The 17,462-nt window shown below is 65.3% G+C and carries 16 protein-coding genes; 4 read left to right on the forward strand and 12 right to left on the reverse strand.

Annotated features, from left to right (window positions below; translation table 11 throughout):
• The first annotated feature begins 2 nt into the window (after window positions 1–2).
• The gene (locus AMYAL_RS0128895) at window positions 3–809 is read left to right on the forward strand and encodes a hypothetical protein (RefSeq protein WP_026467551.1); all 807 of its coding nucleotides are present in this window, start codon (window positions 3–5) and stop codon (window positions 807–809) included.
• On the opposite strand, the gene AMYAL_RS47840 is transcribed toward AMYAL_RS0128895, so the two are convergent.
• Window positions 806–3,424 (reverse strand): tetratricopeptide repeat protein, encoded by a 2,619-nt coding sequence (locus AMYAL_RS47840; protein ID WP_157358219.1) that lies wholly within the window; start codon window positions 3,422–3,424, stop codon window positions 806–808. The genes AMYAL_RS0128895 and AMYAL_RS47840 overlap by 4 nt on opposite strands.
• Before the next feature lie 69 nt (window positions 3,425–3,493).
• On the opposite strand from AMYAL_RS47840, the gene AMYAL_RS49380 reads away from it, so the two are divergent.
• Entirely contained in the window at window positions 3,494–3,709 is a 216-nt protein-coding gene (locus AMYAL_RS49380; RefSeq protein WP_157358220.1) for a hypothetical protein, read from the forward strand.
• A gap of 283 nt (window positions 3,710–3,992) precedes the next feature.
• Window positions 3,993–5,657 carry a hypothetical protein gene (locus tag AMYAL_RS0128910; protein ID WP_143267724.1) on the forward strand — a complete coding sequence of 555 codons (1,665 nt, stop codon included), beginning with the start codon at window positions 3,993–3,995 and terminating at the stop codon, window positions 5,655–5,657.
• Window positions 5,658–5,738: 81 nt separating this feature from the next.
• Here AMYAL_RS0128910 and AMYAL_RS0128915 read toward each other — a convergent pair whose 3' ends face one another.
• The 7 genes from AMYAL_RS0128915 to AMYAL_RS0128945 form a co-directional block, all read right to left on the reverse strand.
• A complete protein-coding gene (locus tag AMYAL_RS0128915; RefSeq protein ID WP_051137558.1) occupies window positions 5,739–6,848 on the reverse strand; it encodes a serine hydrolase domain-containing protein in 1,110 nt (369 codons plus the stop codon).
• 551 nt (window positions 6,849–7,399) lie between these two features.
• Entirely contained in the window at window positions 7,400–8,863 is a 1,464-nt protein-coding gene (locus AMYAL_RS47845; protein ID WP_020634766.1) for a TIR domain-containing protein, read from the reverse strand.
• Entirely contained in the window at window positions 8,835–9,533 is a 699-nt protein-coding gene (locus AMYAL_RS50455) for an HD domain-containing protein (protein WP_143267725.1), read from the reverse strand. Before AMYAL_RS50455 ends, AMYAL_RS47845 begins: the two co-directional genes overlap by 29 nt.
• Before the next feature lie 7 nt (window positions 9,534–9,540).
• Window positions 9,541–9,966 carry a hypothetical protein gene (locus AMYAL_RS0128930; RefSeq protein WP_020634768.1) on the reverse strand — a complete coding sequence of 142 codons (426 nt, stop codon included), beginning with the start codon at window positions 9,964–9,966 and terminating at the stop codon, window positions 9,541–9,543.
• Between the two features lie 548 nt (window positions 9,967–10,514).
• Window positions 10,515–11,759 (reverse strand): MAB_1171c family putative transporter, encoded by a 1,245-nt coding sequence (locus tag AMYAL_RS0128935; protein ID WP_020634769.1) that lies wholly within the window; start codon window positions 11,757–11,759, stop codon window positions 10,515–10,517.
• Window positions 11,756–12,247, reverse strand: a complete 492-nt coding sequence (locus AMYAL_RS46305; RefSeq protein WP_167336161.1) for an ImmA/IrrE family metallo-endopeptidase — start codon at window positions 12,245–12,247, stop codon at window positions 11,756–11,758. Before AMYAL_RS46305 ends, AMYAL_RS0128935 begins: the two co-directional genes overlap by 4 nt.
• Window positions 12,248–12,528: 281 nt before the next feature.
• Window positions 12,529–13,032, reverse strand: a complete 504-nt coding sequence (locus AMYAL_RS0128945; protein WP_026467553.1) for a helix-turn-helix domain-containing protein — start codon at window positions 13,030–13,032, stop codon at window positions 12,529–12,531.
• 282 nt (window positions 13,033–13,314) lie between these two features.
• On the opposite strand from AMYAL_RS0128945, the gene AMYAL_RS0128950 reads away from it, so the two are divergent.
• Window positions 13,315–14,118 carry an AfsR/SARP family transcriptional regulator gene (locus AMYAL_RS0128950; protein ID WP_020634772.1) on the forward strand — a complete coding sequence of 268 codons (804 nt, stop codon included), beginning with the start codon at window positions 13,315–13,317 and terminating at the stop codon, window positions 14,116–14,118.
• Window positions 14,119–14,133: 15 nt separating this feature from the next.
• Here the strand turns inward: AMYAL_RS0128950 and AMYAL_RS0128955 are convergent, their stop codons facing one another.
• The 4 genes from AMYAL_RS0128955 to fabG form a co-directional block, all read right to left on the reverse strand.
• Window positions 14,134–15,126, reverse strand: coding sequence for a zinc-binding dehydrogenase (locus AMYAL_RS0128955; protein ID WP_020634773.1), 993 nt, complete (start codon window positions 15,124–15,126; stop codon window positions 14,134–14,136).
• Between the two features lie 34 nt (window positions 15,127–15,160).
• Window positions 15,161–15,430, reverse strand: a complete 270-nt coding sequence (locus AMYAL_RS0128960; RefSeq protein ID WP_020634774.1) for a hypothetical protein — start codon at window positions 15,428–15,430, stop codon at window positions 15,161–15,163.
• A 78-nt stretch (window positions 15,431–15,508) separates the two neighbouring features.
• The gene (locus AMYAL_RS0128965; RefSeq protein ID WP_026467554.1) at window positions 15,509–16,492 is read right to left on the reverse strand and encodes a 3-oxoacyl-ACP synthase III family protein; all 984 of its coding nucleotides are present in this window, start codon (window positions 16,490–16,492) and stop codon (window positions 15,509–15,511) included.
• 42 nt (window positions 16,493–16,534) lie between these two features.
• A complete protein-coding gene (fabG, locus tag AMYAL_RS0128970; RefSeq protein ID WP_020634776.1) occupies window positions 16,535–17,278 on the reverse strand; it encodes a 3-oxoacyl-ACP reductase FabG in 744 nt (247 codons plus the stop codon).
• Between the last annotated feature and the right edge of the window lie 184 nt (window positions 17,279–17,462).

Here is a 17,462-nt window from a genome sequence, read left to right on the forward strand (position 1 = left end):
GGATGTCGGGTGACAGTGCCATCGGTGAAGACGGCCTTCCGCCGTATCGAGCTGTTCTCGTGGTCGACACCAAGGAGTTCGGCGGCAACACCGACCCCGGCCAGGAACTGCTGGCCGCCGCCGTCCCGGATGTGATGGCCTTGGCGTTCGAGCGGGCGGGTCTCGGGAAGCTGTGGCAGGAAGCCTTGTTCCCGCACAACACCGGAGACGGCTTCGGCATCGGGTTCGACACCGTGCATTTGCCCGCGGTGGTGGCCAGGTTGTTCGACTCGCTTCAGGAAGTGCTGGCGGAGCGGGACGCGAGGTTGCGTGCGGTCGACAGGCGCCTCCGTCTGCGGATGCGGGCCAGTTTGAACGTCGGGCCGGTGCGCGAGCCCGATCCGGGTGGCCAGACCGCCGTGGTGGGTCGCACCGTGATCGCCACGCACCGGCTGCTCGACGCCGACGTGGTGCGTGACCTGCTGGCGCGATCGGACCCGGAGCAGACCTTTCTCGCGGTGGCGTTGTCGCATCGGGTCTTCGAAGACGTGGTCGCCAGCGGATATGCGGCCCTTCCGGCTTCGCGGGTCGTGCAGACGGCTGTCCGGGTGAAGGAGTTCGAGAGCCTGGTCCATCTCTATGTGCCGAATCCCAGCGGTGACCTGTTGCGGCACGGGTTCGGTTCTGAAGAGCCACACCAGGAGGCGTCGGATCCGGTGGCGGACACGCGAGACCAGGCGGCGGGCAGCGTCAGGAATGTCATGAGCGGCATCCAAACCGGCACCGCGATCCAGGTCGGTCATCTGCACGGTGGACTGCACAACGGTTAGCGGGCGACCGTGGCGACGGCGCCGTCGAAAGTCAAGCCGAAGCGCAACAGGTTCTCGGCGTCGCCAAGTTTGCCTTGCTGAGCCAGGGCGACCAGCCATTGCGCGGCGTACCGATCACCCCCGGCCGCCCGTGCCCGCAGTTCTGACTCCTCGCCGCGCGCTGCCAAAATCTCGACCAGCTTTTCGGCCGCCCGGTCGTCGCGGTTCGCGGCGTACACGCGCAGCATCTCGATGGCCTCGGCCACGCGGCCGCGTTCCATGAGCAGGTCGGTACAGGCCTCGCGGGCGTGGGAGTTCCCGCTGTCGGCCAGCTGACGGAGCTTGCCGATATTGCCGGCGCGGCTCAGTCGCTTCGGTAACCAGGCCAAGGTCCAAGGCGCTCCGCTGCGAACGAGTTCCAGAGCGTCGGCCCATTTCCCTCGATCAGCCAGGCAGTCCGCCAACAGCTCGGCTCCGTTTGGCGTGTTGTCGAGAACGAGTTGTTTGAGCATCGTTTCGGCCTTGTCCGCATGGCCGGCGTCAACCAGTAACTGGCTGAAACCGCGAAGCTCTTGCCAGGTGGTCGTGCGATCGGGTCGAGGTGAAAGGTCCAGCGTGTGAGCTATCGTCTGACGTGAAACGAGTGTGATGGCTACGTCTTCGCAACCGTGTTCGATCAGCAGGGCCAGCAAGCGGTCATTGTGCAGATGGGCGAGGTCTCCCGTCTGCCGTCCGATTCGCTCAAGCGCCTCGCCGAGGTGCCCGTGAGCAAGGAGCGTCTCGATGAGAAGCTCGGTGGTCGGGGTGCCGTGTGATTCTGCGAGGGTTCGCAGATGATCAATTCTGCCTGCCTTCGCCAGATTCCTGGCCAGCCAGCGCCAAGTCCACCAGCTCGCGCCGTGGCGAACCAGCTGAAGAGCTTGCTCCCATTCCCCGTTCTCGGCGCACAGATCCGCTAGTTTCTCTCGGGCGTGCTGATTTCCGCTTTCAGCGAGCTCCTGTAGTTCTTCCGTGCGGCTGTGGTCTGCCAAGAGGTGTGCCAGCATTCTGTCCCAAGGGTGCTCGTCGTGTTCGAGCGAAAACCTTTCAGGATCGCCGTCCTCGTCGAGGGTGCTCAGGCGGCGGAGTACCGCCAAGGCATCGTTCACCCTGTCGAGTTCGACGAGAAGATCCACAAGCATTCGCCCGGCCCAGAGCGAGTTGTTCTTGTTCTCCACTGCCTGTTCCAAGAGCGTCAGCGCGTCAGCCGTGCGTCCGAGCTTCCGCAGCGCCGGGATGGTCGAGTGCGGGTGGACGAACGGATGTCTGAGTGTGCCGGCCTGCTCGATCCAGGTGAGCGCTAGCTCCAGACGGCCGTATTCGACCAGTGTGGGCAGCATGAGGGCTCGCTGGAGCGGCTCGACCGAGGCCGTCAGGCGGTGGAAAAGCCTGTCGGCGTATCGGTAACGCAGACGACGGTAAGCGGCTTGCATCAGCAAGAGCCGGTCTTCGGTGTCGTCGACGTGCGTCACCAGTGCTTCCCAGAGCGAGTCCGGGACCGGACGCGCGTGCCTGGTCGTGCTGCCGTGTTGTTCGAGGTAGTCATGCAGTACGTAGCCGTCGGCGGGGCCGGCACCTGGTTCGCGGCGTGCGGCGGTGAGCGCGGTGATCCCGTAGAGCGGGTGCTTCGCGGCACGTGCCATGCCGAGTGCGAACCAGTCCTCGGCTGGGTCGACGCGATCGCGGTCGTCGAGATAGCCGTAGGCGCCCGCCTCCAACAACGCGGGGGAGAGGTAAGGCTGCCGGTGACCGAGGCGGCGCGCGTCGATCGCCGCCGAGACGATCGCGGCGGCGTACCTGTCCTCGAGATGATCGGGGTGCTCGTGGCGTTCGACCAGCGCGGGCCCGCCTGCCAGGGTCTGGATCACCAGCCCGCCAGTGCCCGACGCGGTGGCCGCGGTCTTGAGGCGGGGATCGATCGACCGGTCCCCGCGCAGCGCGCTCAGCTCCTTGGCGCTGAACTGCTCGGCCACCCGAACCCGATGCACCCGGTGTTGAAGCAGGCCGCGGGCATGCGGATGGTCGTCTTGACGCTCGCCGAGTGGTGTCGCGATCAGCGCCGACCAATACCGTGGCCAGAGCGTGCCCAGCACGACGACCGGACCTGGGCTTGACTCGAGTAAGGCGCGTAGCCAGGCCGCCGCCACTTCACCGGTCGCACCGGACAGGTGGTTGTGGGTCTCGTTGAGCCAGAGCACGGTTTTCGGTGCGATATTTTCCAGCCGCAGCAAGTCGTCCGCGGAACGTGGGTAGGCCAGTGGCCAGGAGCGGAGGACTTCGTGGCCGCGCACCGCTTCGTAGAGGGCGCGTGTCTTGCCGGTGGACGACCCGCCGGTCAGGACGATCATCACGCTGCGGTTCAGATCACCGAAATGAGTGGTGAGTTCTTCGTCGTGGTCGCGTCGCAGGTACTTCGGCAGTGCGGTCTCGCCGACGGTCGTCGTCGAGTCGTCGAGACGGATCGCGTGGTGCACATCCAGGTCGAACGGGTCCCACTCCATGATCGGTTTCGCCGAAACCGGCGCGGCAGAGGGCGACGTGGGGTGAATGTGCACACCACCGGCGATGCTCCCCGCTTGCAGCACGGTCGTGGCCATGCCGGAGACCTCGTTACGCGGTCCGCTTCGCTCCTGATACTGGGAACGAGAGGCCACGACCGTGGATACATGGGCGTGATCTGCTCGCCATCGTCCTTGGTCGAAAAGCGAATCGGGCAGGGGAAGATCGAGGTGCCGGGCGTGCTCGTGGCAAGCGTCGACGAAGGCTTCGACGGTTCTCCACCGCGGCACGATGGGCTTGGTGAGCAGGCTCGCGATCGTCGTGGCGCGCAGGGTGAAGCCCCGCAGAACCGCGTACGCGCGGAGCTGTTCATACCCCGGTGAGCCGACGTCGTGCCACAAGTCACGCAGCTGAGCGTGGAACAGCGCCAACGGGTCGTTCGAACTCACCGTCTGCTTCCTCCTGACCCTGGGCCGAGCGGATCCGGGATATCACAGTACGACGACCTTCGGTGACTACGGAGCCTCGGGTGAGCTCTTCCGCCTAACGGATCCGAGACGGTTCCTCCGGGCTGTAACGATGTGGCTGAGCGTGCTCGACATCGTAGGCAATCGGCGCCCGCACCATTGTCCGGCTGACCAAGGGCGCCGGATGGTGAGGTGGCAGGTGTCGATTCTCTACCGTGCGATTTGGAATGACCGTGGACCAGAGCTGGTCTCACGTGTTCAAACCGCTTTCTCAGAGTGGGTGAAACACAAAAGTTTTGAGCAACTATCGGGAACGGCGTCCGAGGCGACACCGGACGGGGCGATGCGGGTCTGTGTGGAACATGCGGACGGCGCGGGGATTCCGGTAGGTGCTGTCCTACGAGCGGCCTTCGTCGAAACGAGCAGAGAGGGCTCCCGCTGGACAACCTCGGTGCGCAGCTGGGAAGAAGTTTCAGCCGAAGGTGAATTCGGCGGCTGGGTATGGCTGGACGTCGAAGCGGTGGCCGATGACCTGCTTGAAAACGTCACCATCGCGGCGCCGAAATTCGTTGCGCCTCTCCTTCTCGGTGGTTGCGACCCTCACCGGCATGGGGTTTCGCTGACGCCGGAGCCCACTGTCTTCTCAGGTGAGCAAGGCGCGGAGGAGCTGGCCGAGCTGGTGACGGATATCGAGCGGGATGTGCCACTCGTGGTGTTCTCGGCTTTGCCATCGGGGTTCCAGGTCAGAGACCTGCCGCAGGGTGTTTCCGTGGCCGGGAGATTCGATGATGCGATAGCGCGGGCCGCGACGATGACCGCGGGGCTCGCGCTCGTTTGCCGCCTCGACGAGGAGGGAACCCGGTACTTCAACGAAATCGTCGGTAGCACCTACGAGGTTCGTGACGGAGCGTTCCGGATCTATCTTCCCGGTGTCGACCCTGCTGTCGATGAGGGGTGGCGGCATCGTTACACGGTGCCTGCCCGGTTCCTGCGGTATCGGGACGCCGCCGGAAGACTGGTCGGCCGGGCCATCGCGTTGCGAGCCGGCGCTCGCCGGCCGCCGGACAGCTACGACGCGGCAGTCGAGCGACTCGATTCGGCGCGCTCGGACGAGCCCAAGGAGCTGCACGAGTACCTGGACCTGGCCGAGGCGGAGATCGTGGAGCACCGATTGTGCTTGGCGGTGCTGGACCAGAAGTACCTGAGTGTCATCGAAGAACAGCAGCAGCTTGAAGCAGACAACAACCGCTTGCGCGCGGACCTGGAACTTGCGTGGAAAAAGTTGAGGCTGGTAGGCCGCGAACTGTGGGAGGACCAGGCGGATTCGGTCACGGAGCTGGAGAGCCGCCGTCTGCCGGACAACGCCGACTCACCAGGCGAGGCCGCCTTGTACGCGCAAGAGTATCTGATCGATTTTCTGAGCTTCCCGGACGACGCTTGCAAGGATCTCGACGATATCGACACGGCGGTGGAGGCACGGGCATGGGGCGAGACATCGTGGCGGGGCTTCAGAGCGCTTCATGCGTATGGGCAGGCGCTGGCCGGTGCGGAGGATCCAGGGTCCTTTTGGACCTGGTGTGAGAACTCTCGTCACTCCTATGCGTGGCCCGCGAGCTCGAAAAAGCTGGCCATGGTCGAAAGCGACTCGGTGAAGCGGAGTGATCGCCTGCGCGCCAAGAGAGTGTTCCCGGTTGACCGCGCGGTGGACCCTTCGGGAAGCATCTACATGGAGGCTCACTTGAAAATCGCCGAAGGTGGCGGAGTGCTGGCTCCGCGCATTTACTTCCTCCCGTCGAGGGAGACAGGAAAGGTTTACATCGGCTACTTCGGCCCGCACAAGAATGTCCCCAACACACTCGCGTAACCCGGCTGGGGTTTGTTCGTCACTTGGGACGGCAAGGTGCAGGCCCTGCTCGCACTTGGGCAGAGCCTGCACCGATGGACGTCAGCAGAAGACTTCGTTGACCAGCTTGAGGAGCGCCGGGTTGGGGTTACCGCCGGCCGGTGCGCTCGTGACCGAGAGCTCCAGCCGCTTGGCGGTGTCCGGTGTGGTCAGCAGTTCCGAGGAGTACCCTGGGATGCCGCCACCGTGGCCCCACAGCTTGGTGCCGCACGGCAGGGTCTGCACCTGCAGGCCGAGGCCGTATTCGGGGCTGACCGCGGTGGTCCTGGTGATTTCCTGCTGTTGCGCGGGTTTGAGCAGCTTGCCACTGGCGAGCGCTACGCCGAACGTGTCGAGGTCACGGGTCGTGGAGATGATCTCGCCTGCGGCCCAAGCGACCGACGGATTGAGGCGGGTGATGTCATTCGGCTTTCCCGCGAGGGACACGTAGCCGTGGGCGTGCGGGCCGTTGATGTCGACGTTGTCGCCGGGGACCTCGGTGTCGTCGAGGTGCAACGGCTTAAGGATCCGCTGCTCGACCGCCTTCTCGTACGGCCTGCCGGTCAGCTTCTCCGCCAGCAGACCCGCGACCACGTAGTTGGTGTTGGAGTAACTCCACCGGGTGCCGGGGTCGAAGTCGAGCGGCTTGTCGGTGGAGATCTTGAGCAGCTCCCTGGGCTCCCAATGCTTGTAGCGGATCTGCTCGAACTTGTCCGGGTCGAGCGGCAGCGCGTTGGTGTAGTTGTAGAGGCCGCTGGTGTGCTGCAGGATCTGGCGCACCTTGATGCGGCTGTCGATCAGGCCGGGCAGGTAGCGGACGACCGGCGCGTCCAGGTCGAACTTGCCTTCGCCCTGGAGTTGCAGCAGTACCGTCGACACGAACGTCTTGGTGATGCTGCCGACGCGGAACCGGCCGTTCTCCGGAACCGGGCGGTTCGAACCCAGTTCCGCCTTGCCGGAGCGCGCGGTGAATCGCTGGTGGCCGTCGGTCACCCTGGCCTGCGCGCCGAGCGCTCCGCCGCTTGCGACGAACTCGTCCAGCGCCTCCTGCACGACCTTGCGGTCGGCGCTGGTGTCGGCGAGCGCGGTGCCTGTGGTGGCGATCAGCCCGGCCGCGGTGAGCGCGGCGACGAGTCGAATCTTCGTCAGAGACCGCAAGAATCTTCGTTGCATGATAAGGAAAATCTCCCCTCGGATCCCAAAGTTCTCCCCAGCCGACGCTAGCGGCGGCCGATCACCGCTCGCAGTATCGGAAAATCACAACCACTCGAACAGAGCAGAACGCCTGGCGTCGGATGATCCATTCAGCGTCATGCAAGCGGCCAACTGCTTGGAGCACGCACCCGACGGGAGCCCGGCGCCTTCGGCAGGCAGGGACCTGTTCGAGGTCAGGTGATCGATTCCGCTGTCACGGCGGTGGGAACGGCGATCCGCCAGGTGACGAACCCGGCCACAGCGAGTCCGGCGATGGCCAGAAAGCTACTCGCTCCGTTGCTCAGAAGAAAGTTCCGAGCAGCACCAACGCGCCGCTTCGGCTCGACCACGAAGCGGCAGACATGGCGCCGATTCTACCTGAGCCGACGACAACGACCACGGCAAGCGCTGACATGACACTGTCCGACGGGGCCCAGAACCGGCCATGTCCTGACAGCCTCCGCAACGCCGATGTCCGGCTCATCGGCCCCCGTGACGACGTCCCCAGCAGCTCTCGACTGGGCATGTGCTCAGTGGCCACGGATCTTGCGGATGACGACGTCGGCGAACTCCAGCGCCGTGAACTTCTCGGCGGACAAGTGCCCGATTGTCGGGTTGAGACCAGGGATGTCGATCTTCTCGAGGAAGTAGGGAAGGAGGTACCCCTCGCGCTGTCTGTTCATACGCGCCAACACGGCGCGCCACTCCCAGTTCCCCGCCCACTCCGACTTGACGAAGGCCCGTGACAGGATGGTGATGGCGTAGCGGCTCCGGGCGAAGTAGATGTCCTGGAGGACGACCGCGAGATCCTCGCCCAGCAGTTGGTGCTGGAAGTCGTCGTCGTAGAAGACTGAGAGGCCCGCCGCGACCAGCCGGTTACGGATCGCCTCGGCGATCGCGCGGTCCGGGCCGCCGAATGAGATGACGACGTCGAATTTGCGGCCGTTGCCGACCTCGTCGACCAGCCGGTGCCAGTCCTCGGCGTTCAAATCTGCTGCCCGCAGGTCTGACGCGAGCAGATACGTGGAGAGCAGGCCGAGGGATGTCGCCCATGAGCGCCCAAGACCGCGCGAGCTCCCGACGCCGTGCCACGCACCGGCTTCCGCGTCAAACTCTCGGATCACCCTGTCGCCGATCATCACGTTGTACGGCGCGGTGACCGATCCCCAGCGGCGCGTGCACGGATACAACGCGCCTGTCCAGGTGACACTGTGCCACCGCGGCTGCACGTTGTTCTGCACGATGCGGTCCTCGATCCGAAGTCCCGAGTCACCCACCAGCGAGTTCAGCAGGCTGGTACGCCGTCGCTCGAATGCGCGACGGTCCGGCTCGCCTGCCGGGAGCACCTTTTCCACCTGGTCGATGACGTGCGCCGCGAGGACCTTGTCGACCAGCGTCACGTTGCCGAGGAGCGCGGTCGCCAGATAGGACCTGGTACGGGCGAGAACACGCTCGGCAAGGTTGCGCCAGTCCGGGGTCCGGCAGAGGTCGACGAACAGCAAGGACGGGTAGAACGCGAACAGCGGGTCTTTCAAGTCGCCTTCACGGAGCAGCCAGGCACCGTCCTCGCCGTCCTGGCAATTCAGCAATCGGTCGACCGCGGCCCCGAACCGGGTGGACGCGCGGACATCCTCGCCGCCGAACCGGGAAAGCCCGAGCAGCACTTGGGCGAGCGACCAGCTCGTCGTACCGACATTCATCTGGCGGTCGTGCCCACGCAGGGTGCCGTCCGGCCTGATCAAGTCGTGAATGGCCGCGACAAGTGCCTGTCTGGTGGCAGGACCGATCGTGGGCAGGCTCCCGACGCCGTTGAGGACGGCGCCCGCAGACGCGGATGAGTGCTCGTCCCGGCCGAACTCGTCGGCCTCGAAGCGCTGTTGAGGCAGGATGCAGCGTTCGAGGACCGACTCGCACAATGCGCGGAAGTCGTCGACACCGAGCAGATCCGCTGCCAGGTCCTCGATCCTACCGCTGGCCTTCTCCGTTCCACTCATCCAAAAATTGCGCAACGAACCTCTCCATGAACTCGTGTCGAGCGTCGGCGATGCCCTTGGCTGTTGCGGTGTTCATGCGTGATCGGAGAAGGAACAGCTTCTCGTGGAAGTGATTGAGGCTCGTTCCCTGCGTCTTGAGATACGACTCGACGCTCGTGTGTTCCACAGTCGGTACCGTCGGGTCGAACAGGGGACGGCCGACGAAGCCGCCGTACGCGAAACACCGCGCGACTCCGATTGCCCCCAATGCGTCCAACCGATCAGCGTCCTGGACACAGGCGCCTTCGAGGGACAGAGGTTGGAGTGGTGTGCCTGCGCCTTTGAACGAGATCCCGGCGATGTCGTCTGCGACGCCCGCGGCGAGGGTCTCGTCCGCTCCATTGGCCAGCAACCACTCGCGGGCGGCACGGGGCCCGGTCGTCGTGTCACCGGTGAACTTGAAGTCTTTGAGGTCGTGGAGTGCTGCGATGATCTCGACCTTCTCCATTTGCGCACCCTCGGCCCGCGCCAGGTCACGGGCGCTTCGGTAAACCCGGACGACGTGAGAGGGGTCGTGCCCGCTGGAGTCACCGGCCAGCTCGGCCGCCGCGTGGCGCAACGCCGCGCGCGAGAGCTCGCTGGTCGCGGCCTGTCCGGCTGCTTCCAGAGTGACCACAGATGTTTCCCACATGACCGGGTTACCCGCTTTCCTGCTGGTGTCGTGACTTCCAAAAGGCCTTGTCGGAGCACTCGCCAACAGGCGCGCAGAAGTCGCATAGCGCCCGGTGTTCACACCAGGGCTGCAGTTTGGGCGAGTACCGACCGACGGTGAGGCACGGTAGCGGATAACCGAACAGCCTGTAGAGAAGAACGCGGTGGCGCTGATCGGCTCTCCTGCGGATCAGGGTCAACGGACGGTGTGCCACGGTGACATCGTCGACCGTCTCCTTGTAGGCACCTAGCAGCGCGAATGAGGTGAAGTTCCACGGGTGCCTGTGCGCCCTGTCGACGTCGTCTTGCACGATCAGGTGAATCTTGAACGACCCGCCGTCTCGAGTCCGCCAGCTGAGGCGGTACAGGAAGATCTTCCCGCGCTTGCGGATCACCTTCAGCTGCACCCGCATAGCCCCTCCTCGGTACAGATGGCTGTTCGACCGACCCCCGCACGCCAGGTGACCAGCTAAGCCGAAGCGTCTTCCAATAGCCAGGCTGTTCCTCAAACTGTCCATAATCTTCCACCGGGTGAGCCGGCTCCTGAGCGGACGGCATGCCGAAGAGGGATAGATGCCGGCACAGTTTCGACCAGCAAAAGATTCCTCTGCCCGAGGGATCCGCCTCGGCGGCTGCGAAAAGGGAATGATTTCGTGAGACACAGTTTCGAGTAGTACGAGTGATCACCTGCGGCGCCACCAGACGGGACCGGCGATGGCCGGTACGTTGAACATCGCGGTCGAAGTGTGGCCGGCACCAGTGGGCTGCGGGTGCGCGCTGTCGTGATCAACAGTTTTACGCGGATGTCCACATCACAGAAGACAATTACGTTGCATCTGTCGCGCTGCCCTACGTTCTCGGCAGCGAGGTGGTCGGCACAGTGAAGTACGGCAGGCTCACGAGGACCTGCGGACGAGGACCACGGTCGGCAAGCTGGTTCTGGATGTTTCCCGGTAAGCGGTCACTCGCGGGGCGTTCGGTCCGGTAAGGCGTCGGCGAGGACCTGGTCGACCAGCGGCGAACAGGAAAAAGCGTGCGCGACACGTTCCAGCCAAGCCAGTTCATCACTCAGGTCCGCCTCCGTCTGAGCCGCTGAGTCTTCGATGCTGCCGTGTTCTTCGTGCTGATGATCCCCGCAGAGCTTTTGCCGGAGTGCGGCTTTGAGCGTGACGGCCTCGACCAGCGCGCTCAGTTCGTCGTCCTGGAGGCCGGAGCGGTGTCCGGCTTGCCTGGCCACTCGCGCGACCCGCTGGTCCCGGTACACGCGCAGGGCGCGCCTGCAGTCGTGGATCTCGATGATCGCCCGGTACAGCCGGATCTCCGGATCGCGTACCAGGCAGGGTGGACGGCGTGATCCGCCGCCGTACAAGGTGATCCCTGGCACGGCCTCGCACAGGGAAAACCAGAGGGGATGGATACGCCGTAAAGATCGTGCCCGGCTCAGGTGGGTGGTGACGCGCCGGCCCCACCCTGGGAAGGTCGAACCGGTCACGAGGACCAGCGAGCCCACGCTTGCCAGTAGCGGTGCCAGCAGGATGGAGGCGAAGTCGAACACGTCCGTCCCGGCCCACCGGCCGACGACGCCGAGAGTGTTGCCCGCGAAGTAACCGAGCACGAATACGCAGCCGAGAGCGGTCAGCCGGAGCCCGCGCCGCAACCAAGGGCGGCTGACGATGTCCGGCGAAGACGACCAGGTCAGTCGTGCGGTGTTGATCAGGTTGGCGCCATACGTGCCGAGGTAGACCACAACGTAGACGGCGACCTCGGGGTCAGTGGCGAAGTGGACCTCGAAATCCACCGGATGTTCGCCGGATGGTGCCGCCAGCACGAAGAGCGTGACCATGACACACACGACTGTCAGGAAGAATGCGCCCACCCAACGAGCGCGGCGTCTCGCGACCTCTTGGTCATGGAACCAGTACAGGAGCATCACCTGGGAGGCGAGAGCGCTCAGGACGATGCACGAATTGCTCAGCAACGTGCCCAAGTTGTGCGTGCCGAGAGCCTGGTCGAGCCGGGTGAACAGCGCCGGGGTCAGGACGATGTACGCGAAGGCGGTTGCCAGCCGTCCGGCGCAGAGCGCCCGCAGGGCCGCGTTGCCCCAGTCACGCCGCAGGTCTCGCAGCTTGTAAACGAGTGCGACGACACTGGCCAGCGCGCAGAGCGGGAACAGGATGTCGAACTGGGCCGTGGCGGCGGCGATCAACGCAGGCCCTCGTCATGGTGTCGCAAAGACCTCTCCAGCCGGGCGACCAGAGCGACGACCTCCGGGGCGACCTCGGGCGGCTCAGGTGACCGGTTGCCGACCCGGCGCAGGATGAGAGTGGCGAAGACCTCCGCCGCGAACTCGTCGGGGTCGTCGTAGTGGCTGCGGCCGAGCATGTGCCGGATCAGCGTGGGGGAGAAGTCGTCCGGCAGTGGGATGCGGGACGATTCGGCGCAGTCGTCGCCGGGCCGGTGTCCCAACAGGAGGTGGCCGATCTCGTGTGCGATCACGTGCAGCTGGTGCAGGGAACTGAGCCGGCTGTCGTAGAAGATGTAGTCGGCGGACTCGGTCGACACCAGGAGCCCGCCAGGGCTGTCTGCCGGCAGCGCCGCTCCCGCGAGCCGGAGCGGGCGGCCGCGCCTCGTCGTGAGGCGGTCGCACAGCACTTGAACGTCGAAGGGGTCAGGGATGTCCAGGCCGTCTATCAACCCTTCGCACTCTCGCAGCAGTCGGCGCGAGGGCGTTCTGGACTTGGGGCGTCGGCGACCCAAGGGACTAATCCGTGGCCCGATCCATCGCGTCGACCAACGTCGCCTGGTGCGATCGCTCCTCGGCCACTGTTCGACGACGCATGTGCACCCCGCTCCCGGAATTCATTCTGGCACAGTTGAATGCGTTCCGGGGCAACGGTTTTCGGTGCCTGCATCGCGGAAGAGGGCGTCGCGGCGTACCGGTGATCGGGACTGGGCTGGTAAGGATGGTCCGCGGATCAGCGGTTGCTCGATTTCCCGGAATCGGATCGGGGATCTTCGTCCGGGGCGGGGAGCCCTTCCATGGCACGCAGGTTGTCGAGAATCACCTCGGCGGCCCGCAGGCCTCGCGCGGAGAGCCCGGTCGCGCGCAGTGCGACCCGCTTGATCTCCGCATTCTGCAGATTCTGCCATCGATCCCTGTCGACTCCGGCGTCGCGGAGCGCTGCCAATTCGGATATCTTCGCATTCGTGTCGGCTGCCACTTCGTCGTCGAAGAAGTAGGCCGGGCTGACGCCGAAGAACGCGGCGAGGGCCGTTAGGTGCTGCATGGTCGGGTTGTTCCGGGTGCCATTTCTCAGGTAGGCGAGGTACGCCTTGGATATGTCCCCGCCGCGTGCGCGAATCGCCTTTGCGGCTTCCTCGTTGCTGTACGGGCCGCGTTCACGCGGATGGACTGTGGCAAACAGGTGATTCAGGCGTGCCGCGAGGCGACCAGCGCCGGATGGGCTTTCGTTCGTCACCCCGGCTCCTCGGCTGTCGGATTATTCCATTCATAGTAGCGACCACATGGGTTGACGGCTACCGAACTTCGCGTAATATCGGCGACGACTGGGATGGTCACCAATGGATGGGTTCTCCCGCTTTCGGGATCTCGGTGGGGTACGGCGCGGTTCTGGCGCCTGGAAGTGACTTCGTGGTCAATTCTGTCACTGGTGGAGTTCGAGAAAAGGCGGAATAGCGAAGGATTCGTACTGAAATGCAGGCAGACGAGCTGACGTTGTCATGCTATTGGGGGCGAGTGGATGAAGGTCAAGCTGCTGGGTCCGTTCGAGATGACTTCGGCGACCGGGACCAGGATCGTACTGCCCGGTTTCAAGTTGCGTTCGTTGCTCGCCTTGCTGTGCCTGCATGCCGGCCGGGTGGTCTCGGCTGACCAGCTCGTGCGGAGCCTGTGGGACCAAGCCCCCCGGACCGCGCAGACCGCGGTGCAGGTCTATGTGTCCAAGCTGCGGAAACTCCTGGGTGCCGCGGGCGTCGAGGGATCCGTGCTGATCACCCGATCGCCGGGCTACCTGTTGGACGCCAGGCACCTGACGACCGATCGGGACGAGTTCGAATCCTTGGTCGCCATCGCCGCCTCGGCCGAGGCCGAGGGCTCTCCGGAACGCGCGTCGGAGCTGCTCGGCAACGCGCTCACCCTGTGGGAGGGGCCCGCGCTGGGAGACCTCCGGTCACTGCCTGCCGTGGAGCGAGTGGCCCGCCAGATCGACGAACGCCGGATTGTCGTCTGCGAGCGCCGGCTGGGACTCGAATTCGGGCTCGGACGGCTGTCCACGGTGATCAGCGAGATCTACGGGCTGATCGAGAGTTACCCGCTCTGGGAGAATCTTTACTACTACCTGATGATTTCCCTTTACCAAACCGGGCGTACGGCCGATTCGCTGCGGGCGTATCAGCAACTGCGCGAAGCGCTGGTGGACGCGTTGGGAATGGAGCCGAGTGCTCAGCTGCAGCGGCTCCATCGGTCCGTGCTGGCCCGCGACAAGTGGCTCGACGCGGGTCACGGGGAGTCGGGAACGCAGCGCCTGGTTTCGATGACGATGTGAGACCTGCTGACCGGATCACCCCGCGGGAAACGTCAGTACCGTCTTCCCGATGTGCCGCCCTGTGGTCATCGCGCGGAACGCGCTCGCCGCCTCGGACACGTCGTGAGCCGAATGCGGGAGCGGTTCCAGTGTTCCGTCCGCCCACAACGGGGCGAGTTCGTTCAGCAATTCGCGCACCAGAGGCCGGTCGGCGCGGGAGAGCAGCATCAGGTCGACGCTGTGCATGCTGATGTTGTTCCGGAACGGCGCCAAGGCGATCGACCCGCCGCCATGGATGTCGCGCATTCCGATCTCGACGAACCGTCCGTGCAGGCGCAACAGATCGAGACCGGCCTGTTGCGCGTCACCGGTGAGGGAGTTCAGCACGACGTCCACGCCGTCGCCCGAAAGAGCGCGTGCCTGTTCGGCGAACTCCAGGGACCGTGACGGGAGGACATGGTCGAGGCCGCGTTCCTCGAGGTACTTCCGTTTCTTCTCGGTACCGCAGGTGGCCAGGACGCGGGCGCCGCGCATCGCGGCCACGTTCACCGCGGCCAGGCCGACACCACCGGCCGCGGAATGGATCAGCGTCGTCTCGCCCGTGCGGAGGCCTGCCAGCCGGACCAACGCGTACCAGGCGGTCAGGTAGGCGACCGGAAGCGTCGCGGCTTCGGTCGCGGACAGCGTGTCCGGTACGGCCACCACCAGTTCGGCGGCGACTGTCACGTGCGACGCGAGAGCGCCTTCGGCGAAGAAGACCACGCGATCCCCGCGACTCACCTCGCTGACTCCGGCACCGGTCCTCGTGACCGTGCCGGAGCCGTCCAGGCCGAGCCGGCGTACGTCACCCTTGCCGACGGCCTCGGCCATCCCGAACACGACCAGGACATCCGCGAAGTTCAGGCCGGCCGCCGCGACCTCGATCTCCACCTCGCCGGGGCAGGGCTCCCGCCGGGGGTGGCCGGACAGCTCGAGACTGCCGGGATCACCAGGACGGTTCAGCTGGACCCGGTAACCTTCTTCGACCATGCCCACCCTCCTGGTTCGACCGATCGTGGGTGGCTTACTGGGACGCCTGCGGTAGCAGTCCGGGGAAGAACTTGCGCTGAATCGCCTCCAGGGAACGGAAATTGTCGGGTTCGATCTGCATCCGGTCCACCTTCTGCCCGCCTGCCCGTTCGATCACCACGTGCAGTTCGACCACCTGCAACGACGTGAGGATTCCGGTCTCGAACAGATCCAAGTCGGGTTCGAGTTCCGCTCGCCGGGAGTCCGTGTCCTGCTGGTCGATGATCCAAGCCTCGACCTCACGCCAGCCGTCTTCGATCGCCATGCTTTGCGCTCCTCCTTGGATTGTGGGCACCTTTGGCCGATGCCCGCGAACATGTGTCACCCGGCCGGTCGGCCCTGCTCAGTACCACGTGAGCAGGACGGCCCCTGTGCTGAGGCCGCCGCCCACGGCGGCGAGCAGGATTCGCTCACCGCGGCGTAGCGGCTGCCGCCGATGCGCCGAGTCGAGCGTCACCGGCACCGACGCGACAGCGGTGTTTCCCAGTTCGACGGCGGTCAGCGGGACCTTCTCGAGAGGTACTCCCAGTTCGGCCGCGCACAGTTCGACGAGGTTCGGGTTCGCCTGATGCACGATCAGCCGGTCGATCTCGCTGAGCTTCATGCCCGCCGTGCCGAGGACCGCGTGCACGGCTGCCGGAAGCGTCCGCAGTACGTACTCGCGTACCGCGAAACCGTTCATCCGGAACAAGAGGTCCTGTTCCGTCGTGCCAGGGGATCCCACTGGACGCCGGGTGCCGCCGCCGGGCACCTCGATCATCTCGCTGTACTGCCCGTCGGTGATCAGGTGGGTGGCGTGGATCCCGTATCCGTCGGGGACCTGGCCCAGCACCACGGCGCCGGCGCCGTCCCCGAAGAGGCTGACGGTCCGCCGGTCGGCCCGGTTCATGATCGCCGAGTACTTGTCGGCACCGATCACCAGCGCGGTCGCGTCCGGCGCCGACCTGGTCAGCATGGCCTCGACGATCGTCAGCGCGTAGAGGAAGCCCGAACACACCGCGTTGAGGTCGAACGACGGGACGCCGGGTAGTCCGAGCGCTCGTTGCACCAGCGCCGCCGTGGCGGGCTGTGGCTGGTCCGGAGTCGAGGTCGCCAGGACGATCGCAGCCAGCCGCGACCGGAGACCTTCGTCATCGCCGAGCGCGGCCCTGGCCGCGGCGATCGCGAGATCGGAGGTCGCCTCGTTGTCGTCGGCGTACCGGCGTTCCCGGATGCCCGTGGCCGTTTCGATCCAGTCCTCCGTGGTTCCCGACCAAGAGGCGACCTCCGCGTTGGTCACCGTGCGTCCCGGCAGGTACGAACCGAAGCCGACGATTCCGATGGGCACACGCACTCCTAGGTCGATGAGCTGAGTCGTTCGGATGTCCGGTCACATCGCGGCTCCGCCGTCGACCTGGAGCACCTGCCCGGTCACGTACGACGCCCGGTCCGAAAGCAGGAACGCCACGACGCCCGCGATCTCCTCGGGCTGGGCGAAGCGGCCGAGCGGGATGTTCTCCAGCGCCTTCGGCCGGACCGACGGCGGAATGTCTTCCAGCAGAGCGGTCTCGGTGATACCGGGAGCGACGACATTGACCCTGATCCCATAGGGCGCGGCTTCGCGTGCCATCGTCTTGCTCAGCCCGATGAGGCCGGCCTTCCCGGCCGCGTAGTTCGCCATGGTGACGAATCCGCGGATACCGACGATCGACGAAATGGTGACCACCGCGCCCCGGCGCCGTCGCATGAGCCGGAACAGGACAGGCTGGCACACGTTCCACGCGCCTGTGAGGTTCACGTCGATGACGTCCTGCCAGGCCGTCGCCGACATCAGGGCGGCAGGCCCGTTGCGCGTGATCCCGGCGTTGTTGACCAGTGCGGTGATCGGGCCGATCTCGGTGTCCGCGCGTTCGACGAGGTCTTCGACAGCCTGCCGGTCGCGAACGTCGCACTGGGCGAACAGCGCTCGGCGGCCGAGTTGCTTCACCTCGTCCGCCAGGGCTTCCGCTTCTTCGGCGCCAGTCCTGAAGCAGCCGGCGACGTCATAGCCCGCGCCGGCCAGCTCGATCACCACCGCGCGGCCGATACCCCGCGACACGCCGGTCACGAAGGCGCAACCGTGAACGTCGGACATGACACTCCTCGAATGGTGGGAGATGAATGCGTACCGCGTTGCCGACCGTAACAGTCTATTGCTAAAGAATCGCGTTGTTTCGCGCTAAAGCGACGCTTATGGCAACCTTAAGAAAATCCGAAAAAGTGGCTGTCTTGACAAGTGTGAATTGTCAACCATATTCTCCGAAAGGCGCAGGTATGCC

It is taken from the genome of Amycolatopsis alba DSM 44262 (assembly GCF_000384215.1).
Classification (GTDB): Bacteria; Actinomycetota; Actinomycetes; order Mycobacteriales; family Pseudonocardiaceae; genus Amycolatopsis; species Amycolatopsis alba.